This window comes from Campylobacter sp. BCW_4321 (assembly GCF_001763075.1).
GTDB classification, from domain to species: Bacteria; Campylobacterota; Campylobacteria; order Campylobacterales; family Campylobacteraceae; genus Campylobacter_D; species Campylobacter_D jejuni.
Genome location: NZ_MJYA01000052.1, coordinates 1 through 9717, shown reverse-complemented (window position 1 = coordinate 9717; position 9717 = coordinate 1). Strand labels below are relative to the sequence as shown.

10 protein-coding genes are annotated in these 9717 nt (G+C 29.5%); 7 read left to right on the top strand and 3 right to left on the bottom strand.

Features of this window, described 5'->3' with window-relative positions; genetic code table 11:
• Nucleotides 1-74: 74 nt before the first annotated feature.
• Entirely contained in the window at nucleotides 75-245 is a 171-nt protein-coding gene (locus AJN58_RS10145) for a hypothetical protein (protein WP_002807115.1), read from the bottom strand.
• Between the two features lie 235 nt (nucleotides 246-480).
• Between AJN58_RS10145 and AJN58_RS06205 the strand changes: the two genes are divergently transcribed.
• The 7 genes from AJN58_RS06205 (at nucleotide 481) to AJN58_RS06175 (ending at nucleotide 5547) form a co-directional block, all read left to right on the top strand.
• Nucleotides 481-873, top strand: a complete 393-nt coding sequence (locus tag AJN58_RS06205) for a hypothetical protein (RefSeq protein WP_070291910.1) — start codon at nucleotides 481-483, stop codon at nucleotides 871-873.
• Between the two features lie 1237 nt (nucleotides 874-2110).
• Nucleotides 2111-3118, top strand: a complete 1008-nt coding sequence (locus AJN58_RS06200) for a DUF3825 domain-containing protein (protein ID WP_070292084.1) — start codon at nucleotides 2111-2113, stop codon at nucleotides 3116-3118.
• A gap of 560 nt (nucleotides 3119-3678) precedes the next feature.
• Nucleotides 3679-3912 carry a hypothetical protein gene (locus tag AJN58_RS06195; RefSeq protein WP_002883553.1) on the top strand — a complete coding sequence of 78 codons (234 nt, stop codon included), beginning with the start codon at nucleotides 3679-3681 and terminating at the stop codon, nucleotides 3910-3912.
• A complete protein-coding gene (locus AJN58_RS06190; RefSeq protein WP_002883551.1) occupies nucleotides 3913-4194 on the top strand; it encodes a type II toxin-antitoxin system RelE/ParE family toxin in 282 nt (93 codons plus the stop codon). It begins immediately after the preceding gene.
• A gap of 114 nt (nucleotides 4195-4308) precedes the next feature.
• Nucleotides 4309-4536, top strand: a complete 228-nt coding sequence (locus AJN58_RS06185; RefSeq protein WP_044779629.1) for a DUF4160 domain-containing protein — start codon at nucleotides 4309-4311, stop codon at nucleotides 4534-4536.
• On the top strand, nucleotides 4520-4762 hold the full coding sequence (locus AJN58_RS06180) for a DUF2442 domain-containing protein (protein WP_070233926.1): 243 nt from the start codon (nucleotides 4520-4522) through the stop codon (nucleotides 4760-4762). The genes AJN58_RS06185 and AJN58_RS06180 overlap by 17 nt, the downstream gene beginning before the upstream one ends.
• Before the next feature lie 176 nt (nucleotides 4763-4938).
• Entirely contained in the window at nucleotides 4939-5547 is a 609-nt protein-coding gene (locus tag AJN58_RS06175) for a hypothetical protein (RefSeq protein ID WP_070261132.1), read from the top strand.
• A gap of 32 nt (nucleotides 5548-5579) precedes the next feature.
• On the opposite strand, the gene AJN58_RS06170 is transcribed toward AJN58_RS06175, so the two are convergent.
• The gene (locus AJN58_RS06170) at nucleotides 5580-8486 is read right to left on the bottom strand and encodes a conjugal transfer protein TraG N-terminal domain-containing protein (protein WP_261665680.1); all 2907 of its coding nucleotides are present in this window, start codon (nucleotides 8484-8486) and stop codon (nucleotides 5580-5582) included.
• 332 nt (nucleotides 8487-8818) lie between these two features.
• Complete coding sequence (locus tag AJN58_RS06165) at nucleotides 8819-9622, bottom strand: hypothetical protein (RefSeq protein WP_070233291.1); 804 nt, start codon at nucleotides 9620-9622, stop codon at nucleotides 8819-8821.
• Nucleotides 9623-9717 lie beyond the last annotated feature (95 nt).

The following is a 9717-nucleotide window of genomic DNA, read 5'->3' as shown; positions in this document are numbered from 1 at the left end:
CCTAAAGTATTTTTAGCCTTTGAAATAGAAAAGTCTTCTTCTCGCCCTTTATCACCTCATTTATCCCCCCTTCTTTATCCGCTACATTTCATTGAATAATTTTCATCATTTATCCCCTCATTTATCACCCCCTTTATACCCCATCTCCCATTCCTCCCTATCTTGCATTCTACGCATTCAAATCTCATCTTAACGCTATCCTTAACACAAATCCTTATAGCCTTTATACTCATTCTTTCTCTCATTTATCACCTCATTTATTCCCTCATTTATTGCCTTATTTATTGCCTCATTCTTTCTCATTTACTCCCTATCTTTGCCATTTTTTAAACATATTTCTAGCATAAACTTTCCCTGATATATAAAAATACTCATTTCATACCCAAGTTAAATAAAAATACGGTATAATTTCATAAAGCACTAAAACCACAGAAGAAAACTTATGTCTAAAACTAATACACGCCCAAGCGAAAAAACAAAATGCACAAAGCCATAGAAACTTGGTTTACCAAAATCTACATAAGCAAAATAATCCACAAAGAGAAAAACGATAAATTATTTATCAATATAACTAGCTGTCTAGCATTCATACTCTCAATCTATGGCAAAACAGATGAAAACAAAAGCAAAATGACACCTGCTGTTATAGCTTATATCAAAAAAACAAAAAACACTTTTATTGCCAAACTAAAAAGAGTTAAAAACCATGAGAGCATTATCGATTTACAAGCCAAATACCCAAAGCTTGATATAGTTTCAGCCTATCAATTCCTAACCCTCAAAGATAAATTCAAAATTACCAAATCAGAAATCCAAGATTTTGAAACACTAATCGATATTCTTTCAAAAAACGCCCAAAAATCAAAAAAATAACCCTAAAACGATAAAAACATTAAAAAAATCATTTTAGCCTTTTAAAGGCTAATTCTGTCATTTTAAACCCTATATCCATTCAAGATACCCACTTGCAATCAAAAAAACACAAAAAAACCTACAAAAATCGCAACACAAAACAAAAACCACAGCCCATTTCAAAACTGCAAAGCATTTTTGAAAATTCGCAAGAACTTCTAAAATAAGCCCTAGCTCTCATATTATCGCTATAAATCAAGCACAATCAAAAATACACGCCATGAAGAAAATTTTGCAGTTTTTAGCTCTAAAGTCTATTTTTGCCAAAAATCTTACACAATAACTCGATTATCAACAATGCTTAAAAACCTACAAAATAGATATTTTAAAAGCTTTTTACAAATCGCAAAATGTCGGTAAAACATTAGCATAATTTGCCTACAACAATAAGATTTAAACGCCTATATTTAGGCTATATTATTGCATTATGCCCATTGGCTCAACTTTTTACATTTTTTTCAAAAAAAGCAAAAGAACCTAAAAATAAGGGTTTTAACATAATAAGCCCTAAATATTGATATTTTATTTTTTATTACACTTTTTAGTATATTTTTTCAACAATAAAAATTAAATTAATATTAAAAACCCTATAAAATAGTATTTTAAACAAACTCTTTTTTGTAGTTAAGTTGTAATAAAGTTACACTCAAGTTATAGTAAAAATAACATTAACTACATATTAACTACACTTTTACTTCAAAAAACATGCAAATTTTCACATTTTTGTAGTTAAAGTGTAGTGAAAGTGTAATAAAGTTGAACTCAAATTGTAGTTAAGTTGAAAATAATTGTAATAAAGTTGAATTCAAGTTGTAATTATGTTGTAGTTAAGTTGTAGTTAAGTTGAAAATAAAATGCAGTTTATCAAGTAGCGTTTTTTTGCACTCAAGTTGTAGTTATGTTGTAGTAAAAGTGTAGTTAAGTTGAAATAAAAATTTACATAAACATAAACTATACTTGAAGTAAAGTTGTATTAATGTGTATCACATATTGAAATAAAATTACATATTGCTTGAAAACAACTTGTAATATATGTATTTTATTTAGTTGATTTGCAATTAACTCGCAACAACTTATATTTTAACTCCAACAGGAAAAGTAATAGGCACTCCTATTGAAGGAGCGGTTGATTCTGACATACTTTTTGGACTATTGAAAGGTTTAGAAGATTATAAGAAAGGACAATTAGGTTTTTAGCGTGGAAAAAAACATAGAAAAATTAATTTTAGAAGCCTATGAAGATAGTAAAACTAAATTTGACCATGTTACTACAGGACATATCAGTCAATATTTGAAAAGAAAATATGATTTAAAAATCAATTGTAGTAAGGCATTAATAGAAGCAGGTTTTGATCTTGAAAAAGATGAAAACAAACCTTCTTTAGTTTATGTTAAAAAAGCTACCACAAGAAACAAGACTTCAAATCGTGATCAAATTCAAAACAAAGTTGAAGAGAAACCTTTGTTGTTTCAATTTGCCTATTTTCCAAATTTTCTAAATACACTCCAAGAGCTTTCTAATATAGCTCAAAAAGAATTTTGGGGAAATGGAAATAATATTTTATTTTCTTATCTATTTAAATATTTTGAGTTCATTTACGAAAATAAAAGCTATCCTGATATTATTACTTATAATAAAGACAAAACAAAGGCATGTTTCAATACAGGTTTGTATAGTACAGGTGTTTTTCCAATATTTGCATGCTTTGAAAAGCAGGAAAATGGAGGATATATTTTTAGAAAATTTTGTTCTAATGGAGATAGAGTTTTAGATGATTTAGAAATACCTAAATCTTTAAGCGATTATGATACATTCAAAAATGAAATCATTTTTGACAGTAAATTGGATTTTAGGGTAAATCATTTGCATCTTTTTGAGAGAAAAGAGCGATTACCTGAAATTGTGAAAAAACTAAATGATAGGTTCATAGGACACATTATTAATGGTGAATTGAAAATCATCAAAGATAATTATAATCTTCAAAAGATGATTATTCCTGCAGCTTATAAGCAAAGAGTAGTTTTATACATTCCTTTGAAACTTCAAGAAGAATCAGTTGATACGATAGTTGTAGTTGAAAAAGAAGAGGTAAAAAACGAACAGTATTACGCCGTGAGAACTATACTAAATCCGCATGATAATATTTACAAAACCGCAAGAGTTCTTTCAATAGTTGAATCTGAATGGGTAAAAAACACCATTTGAAAGTGAAAACATTGGTAAAATAGGCTTTTGAGATAAGTCTATTTTACCATGTAAACAATTAACAAGAGACTAAAACCTTTGCAATTATTAAAACAAGTTTGAAATAATTTTACCATGTAAACAATTAATAATAGGCTAAAACAAAATTTTTGTAAATTAAAACAATTACAAAAAAATAGAAAAGATTGGCAAAAAATTAGAAAAGCAAAAAACAAGATTCGCTATAATAAAAAATCCGCTTTAGAGCTGCAACTCTAGCGGAAAATTACAACAAAGGCTAACTATGAAACGACATAGTAAGCGTTTTGTGAGATTATACCTAAATTTTAGGTTTTTTAAGCTTAAAGTTGAAGTATTTTTCTAACAAAACCGCAGGGGCAGAAAAGCCCCTTGCCTTTGTTAGTACATGAAACTACAAATTCTCATTCATTTTTCCAAGTTAAATAAAAAAGAAATCCGTTTCAAAATCCCATAAAATAGGCATTTTATAGCATAAATACTTGCAAAAATTATTAAAAAATGGTATTATCATGTTAATAAACTTTAAAAAGGAAATTATAATGCACACTATAACCATTACAAGTGATGATATTGATTTTATAAAAAGTTTAGAATGTTTGTCAAAAAATGCAGGAGCTATTTTTAAAATTTCTAAAAATGATTTAGAAGCTACTTTGGATAATTATGAAGATAATCGAACCATAGATGAAATAAAAAAAGAAGCTGAAGAAACTTTATTACACTATAAACAAGGAAAATTATCAGTAACTCCATTAGGTAGCGAATGGCTGTGAATGAAAATTGTGGAAAGTGATAAATTTAAAAAAGAGCTTAATAATATTTTAGCCTTTATTGCTAAAGATAGTGTGAGTGCAAAAAATTATTTTTCAAAATCTTTAAAAGATGCTATTTTGTGCATTGACAATATGCCTTATAAATTTCGAAAATCTACTCTTTTTAATGATGAAAACATAAGAGATTTTATCTTTAAGAAATATGTCATTCCATATTATATAGATTTAAAAAACGATAAAATACTTTTAATTACGATTTACAAAAATAACCTTGTCAAATAAAAAAGAAATCCGTTCAAAATCCCATAAAATAGGCATTTTATAGCATAAATACTTGCAAAAATTATTAAAAAATGGTATAATTTTATTAAAATTATGAATAAAGTAAGGAAAATTATGCCCACTCTTTTAGAAATCAATGGCTTTAAGTTTTTCTTTTATTCAAATGAACATGAACCAAAGCATATTCATGTTATGAAAGGTAATGAATTTGCGAAAATTAATTTAGAAGATTTACAAGTTCGATTCAGCAGTTTTAAAAACAAAGATTTGTCTTTTATTCTAAAAACTGTCAAAAAACACAAACTTGAATTTGAAAGGAGATGGAATGAATACTTTAGTTAAGGCAAAGAATGTAAAATTCAATAAAGATTATCTTATTGTTTTATTAGAAGACGAACGCATAATCCAAACTCCTTTAAAATGGTACAAAGAACTTGAAAATGCAAATTTAGAAGATTTAGAAAAATGGCATTTTATCTGTGATAATACAGGCATCGAATGGGAAGAATTGGACTGTCATTTAAGTATAGAAGCTATGCTTAAAAGTAATGCGAACAAAGTAGCGTGAAAATACAATTAAACCGATGAAGATTTTGGCGACTTTTCCCAAGTCAAATAAAAAAAAGAACCCCGTTAAAACCACTAAAAAATAGGCATTTTATAGCAAAAATACTTGCAAAATTTATTAAAATATGGTATAATTTTATTAAAAATATGAATAAGTTATAATTGAAAGGAATAAAGATGGATAAAGCAGTAAATATGAAATTAAAGATCACTTTTATTGTGTTTCTTGTATTGATTTTGACTAATATAGGCATTTTATTTATAAGCAAGAATGAAATATTTACAAAAACACTTATAGGATTAATAGCAACTGCTTTCATTTTATATTATGCTTTAGCTTGGATAAAAACCATAAAAAGTATTAAAAAAGATAGTTCTAAAAGTGGAGTTAAAAATCTTTTCATAGGTATTTTAAAATTGCCTTATGAATTAGTGAAAGTGGTTTTTAGAGTACCTAAAATGATTTTAATCGTTATTTTAACAGAGTTTGATTATTTTTTGGGTTATTTTTCAGATAAATTTAAAAACAAAAAACAAAACAACTATGATAATTTTGATGATATAGATAATATTATAAATAATGCAAGGGCTATAGGCGGAAATGCTGTTACTAAAATAGGCAATACTACATTTATAGGCGGTGATATGGTTACCAAAATAGGAAATATTACTTTTATAGGTAATAAAATGGTTACTAAAATAGGCAATACTACATTTATAGGCGGTGATATGGTTACCAAAATAGGAAACAATACATTTGTGGGGGGAAATTTAGTTTTATGGTAATTTATAAGCAAGCCTAAATTAGCTTGCTTATTTTAGAAAGGTATTTTAGGCGCAGGAGGAGCAGAATTTGGAGGCGTAGAAGTTGTAGAATTATTTTGCGGAGGCGGAGTGCTAGGCATTCCACTTCCCCAACCAAACATTTTGGCAGTTTCTCCTACACTTTCACCCCATTTTATCATTCCACTTCCTGCCCTATTTAATAATGAACCTTCTCCTGCAGTTGCATCTACAAAATGTCCTGCCATTCTTTGTTCTGTAGGTTTGCTAAATTGATTTACCGCATTATTAACCTGTCCTTGAACTTCTTGTTGCACTGTTCCTTGTGAATTACCTTGTCCCCAAGCTGTGTTTTGTCCTGTAGTGTTAAAATGTCCTTCTGCCATAGATTTCTTATCAGCTTCATAACTATTTCCAAATCCTACGGCTGCTGAATCTACTGTGCCATAATTGCCTTTATGGATTGCAGAAGCTGTAGAAGGACTATAATAATTTTGCATGCCTACAGAACCCATAGTGTTTTGCGGACTACTAAAATCTCCTGCGTTAAAGTATTTAGAGAGTTGTTGTGGATTGTTAACGCTCCATCTTTGGAAATCATCAGAAGCCATTGCCATAGCTTTTCCGATATTACCACTATTCCAAGCATTTGTAATTGCTGCATTATCACCTGAACGAATGTAATTATTGAGTGCTTTAGGCACAGAATCAGAGTTAACATTGCTTGCAAACGATTCAACCGAGCTATATTTATTAATAGCTGAATGCACTTGAGAGAATTCTTTACCTGTAAAGGTTGAGAAAGCATTATTAAGAGAGGCTCTAGCTGAATCATCACGAGCATAAGTAGAAGCCACATTATCCCCAAAGTCCTTAGCCCATTGTTGCATTTCTTTTTCTGAGAATTGAAAGGTTCTACTTGTACCATCAGCTTCGGTTAATTGAACTTTTCCACCTGCAATAACAACTGTACCGCCAGCATGTAAAGAAGTAGAAATTTCTTGCGCTCTTTGATCTCCTGCTTGAGCCATCTTATCAAATGCCATAGTAGAACTTGCTTTAAAGATTTCTTGTGCTTGAGCATTAATACCATGAGAAGCAGAATGATCAAATGCCATATTAGCAACAGATTGAGAAGTTTGTCCTGTTTTTAAAGCATCGCTAATACCTTGAGAAACTTCACCTGCTAAAGAAGCTTGTTTTGATTTCATATCACTAGCACTAAGTCCTGCAATGTTAGCAGCAGTAACGCCTTGCATATCACCACTTATTTTAGAACCTGTATTTACATCAGCCACAGTTGTTCCACCCCCTGCTATGCTAGTAGTAGAATATCTACTGCTTCCTATGCTAGTAGCACCTTGCAAACTCACTACCCCTGCATTCATCGCCCAAACTTCATCTCCTCTAGGAGCAGCAATGCTAGTTTGTGTAGATAAGGCTTGCTGATTTGCAAAGCTTCCAGCAGCTCTTGAAGCACCTGTTAGAGCTTGAGATAATCCAGAAGCAAAAGTTATAAATCCTTGCTCACTTGCTTTAGCTATAGCATAAGCTAAAACAGGAGTACTCATTACAAGATAATTCATGAAATTTGATCTACTTGCTACTTCTTTGAATATAAGCATATTATCTCCTAAGCTTAAAGCTGCTTTTCCACCTGTTATTACTTGTGCAACTTTCATAAGATTATAATCATTTAGATAGTTAATAATACAAAGAATAGGAGTCCAAAGCACTATCCAAATACATAGAGTAAAAAACATCTTAATATGTGCGTAAGAGCCAAATACAATAGAAAGCAAAGCAACAAGCCAAGATAAACCTATGATAATAGCTGTTAAATAAGCTTTAGCTAAAGGCAAATAAGTTTGCGCCATGTGTCCTTGTGCTTGCATACTTGCATAAAATTGCTGATCCGCATAAGCAGTATTTGCAGCCACAGAAGCAGGATTTAATCCTACTGATTTAGCGGTATTAATGATTGCATCTTGAGAAGCAAGCATTATCATGGATTGCTGTAAATAAGATCTAGCACTTACAGCTTGTTCGTTATAGATTTGTGCAGCGCCTAAGAACTTTTGCTCATAATTTGTCATATCATCTACCATACCAAGCAAAGCAGCATGAATCTTCATAGCTTCATCTGTATCGTTTTGAATCATTTCAACGATTTGAGGACCTGCATCAGAACAAGGCACAACACTTTGTTCTTCAACATTATTGTTATTTTTAAACAAAGGAGTAAGCTGAGAGCCATTGCCTATGTTTGTGAAAAGATCTTGCATTAAATTATCAGAGTTTTGAAAAAGATTTCTACCTTGTTGATTAAGCAAGATACCTACTGAAACGCAGTTTCTAAAATAAAAATCAATATTTTTTTGCAAAGTTGCATCAATAGCCGAAAGCTTTACGCTTGGTAAAGTACTCATCACTTGAAGTGAAAAACCTAAACCTGCGTTAGAGAAATTTGTAGATTGTGGAGTTGAAAAATGTTTTTCCATAGCTTCTAGGATAACCTTCTCAAATTGTGTCATTAATGCAAAGCTTTTTCCTATGCCTATAGGAATTTGAGAAATGACATAATCTTTACTTGTTACTTCATCGTGAATCATGAAGCGGTGATTATTGTCATTTGGCGCCCTTAAAAACATCTGCCACACTACAGCAAAAAGTATAAACATTTTTCCAAATTCAAACACAGGATTTGTTTGTCCATCCATTGCTTTTTTGATACTAAAAAGCAATAATGAGATAGCTAAGGCTGCATTAACGATATAACTTGTTTCAGTGGTTATACCTTTAACAGCTTGCATGATTTCATTCATCACATCGCCATAACCCCAAGTATAAATTAAATTGCTATTAGCTATTTCAGTTGCACCAAATAAAAATGAAGGTGCAAAAAACAAAGTGCTAAAGAATAAAAAGTAAAATCTTTTCATGGACTGTTTTAAGAAGTTAAAGAGTTTGTTTGGTATAATTATAAAAGGTAGATGCCAAAGGCGGCTACCTTTGGCATTAATCATAACCTAGAAAGGCGGTGATTAAATTGCTAAACATTGTTCTAATAATTATACTCTTAATGCTTTGCTATGTCAAGGCTTCTTGAGTATCCCCTGCTTTTGCAGGGTTTAGAACAATCCCTTTGGCTTAACCAAACAAACTTTTAACTAAGCTTCTCTTCTTCTATTGAATTTCTATATTTTTTTATATTTTTTATTTGAACTAAATAATAAACTTAACAAGATTTAAATTTACCAAATCTACTATCTTTTTACTTCAATCTCACATTCATAATCATATTAGATAAAAAGATACTATCTTTATCAAAGTCTTTTGAGTTATATTCATTTTTTGATTGTATAGTTTGCATAGTTTGTATTAAAGTTGAAAGATTGTATAAACTTAAACTTTCTAATATATTTATGAGTTCTATCTTGCTTAAAGTATTAAAATCATTTAACAATCTAAGATAATTACTTATAATAGAAGAAGAGTGAATACTATGAAATAAAATTTTATTTTTTATATCTTTTTTAATAAAAAATTGATTATCTTTAAAATAAAAATAATTTCTAAAATGATTATTGCTTATTATTTGATTATAAAAACTTAAAAGACTTTCTTTGCTGTTTAAATCTATAAAATTAAGATAAAAATTCTTTTCTTCTAAGGCTAATTTTAAAGCATTAAGATTTGCAAAAGAAGCATTAATATTTTCATTATTTTTTAAAGCATAAACGATATTTTCTTGTTCTTGTTTTTGGGTAATAGCATATTGTAATAAAGGATTTTTATAATGTGTATCGCTATTGATTAAAACATTGATATAAAAAGCTTCTTTGCTTTTTTGAGTTAATTGAAGCAAAGATAAAAGTGTAGAAGGGATATAAAAAGAATCAAGCTTTAAATTTAAATACTTATCATAAGTATTTATATAAGTTAATTCTTGAGTAAAATCCAAAGCTTGTTCTTTTAAATTTAAAAGCATTGTTCCACCTAATCCTAATAAAGCTAGATTTTTGAAATTCTCTAAAGCTTTTCTTTTTTCTAAATCGATTTGAAGTATTTTTTGCATTGTTTTTCCTTTCTTTTGTGGTTTACTCTTTTATATTATGCTCTTTAGCATAAGCTAGTATTTTAGCTCGAAGTTCTTGCGGAAAATTATATCTA